The organism is Methylosinus sp. R-45379 (genome assembly GCF_001644125.1).
In the GTDB taxonomy this organism is placed as follows: domain Bacteria; phylum Pseudomonadota; class Alphaproteobacteria; order Rhizobiales; family Beijerinckiaceae; genus Methylosinus.
This window is the reverse complement of record NZ_LUUM01000070.1, coordinates 1-1,089: the sequence shown is the minus strand read 5'-3', so window position 1 is coordinate 1,089 and position 1,089 is coordinate 1. Positions and strand designations below refer to the sequence as shown.

General features: G+C 63.8%; 1 pseudogene. It reads left to right on the top strand.

Features of this window, described 5'->3' with window-relative positions:
- Positions 1-277, top strand: a pseudogene (locus A1351_RS25110) (hypothetical protein); the annotation flags it as partial.
- Positions 278-1,089: the final 812 nt, after the last annotated feature.

Genomic DNA, 1,089 nt, shown 5'->3' with positions numbered 1-1,089 from the left:
CGCGCAGCTCGCCGCGGCGGTCAAGGAGCGCGACATTTTGAAGAGCGACGAGACCGGCCGCGACGCCGGCCAACTTCGGGGCGATTGTCCTGTCGAGCATATGCACTATGCGCTCACCGGGATGATAACCGGCTGGGCCATGCAGCAGCTACTGCTCGGTCAAAAGGGCCTCGACACTGCGGAAGAGCGTGCTGCGTTCTTCGAGGACGCATGGGCCCTTTTTCTGAGAGGCGCCGCTCCCTTGCATGGTGTTCCCGAAAGGGGCTCTGTAGACTGAGGGCAGGCAGTCTGCCGACGAGTGAGGGATTGCCTCGGCGACCGTGTTCCAACGATGGAAACGGTGAACTCGAGCGACTTTCTCGGTATCGCTCACGCTTCTCCTTTCCATCGCGCTAAATTACGGCGCTCCCGCTTGGAAATATCAATGCTCGCGCAGGGCGCGCTGTGCTCGTTCGGGCGCCGGATCACGTTCGGCGCTGCTCAGAACCCGTGACGACAGGCGGGGTGGCGCTCCCCTCAACCCCAGCAATCGCAGGTCCAGCAACTTGACTCTATGTCGCGAGCCATTTAGGAACGATACCGTCTCGTTCTATTGATGCGAACGAGCAGTAGCCGGGCAGTGGTAAGCGCTGGCGCTTGTACGCCGTCTGTCTCGCCAGGGCATCCCGGCCATGTACAGGAGATCCCATGATGTTTCGAAAGCTTGCTCAGGTTTCTACCTTAGCCATAAGCTTAGTGGCCGCCGCCGGATCATCTGCCCATGCGGATGGATGGGCTGCTGTCGCCGGTCCCCACGGCGGAGCGGCTGCCGTGAACTATCAGGGCGGCCAGGTGTTTCGGGGCGGCCGTGGTGCGTGCTGCTATGGTGGGAGCGCAGTCGCCGGGGCCGCCGCCGTGGGTCTCGTAGCGGGGGCCATGGTCGGCGCGGCGGCGTCTTCGCGTCCGGTTTACGTCGCCCCCGCGCCTGTTGTTTACGCGCCGCCGCCAGTCGTCTATGCGCCGCGCCCCGTCGTCTACGCGCCGGACGGATATTACTACTACCTTCGCTGACGCGGCAGGCCGCGACTGCCCTAGAGCGCTTTCCGATCG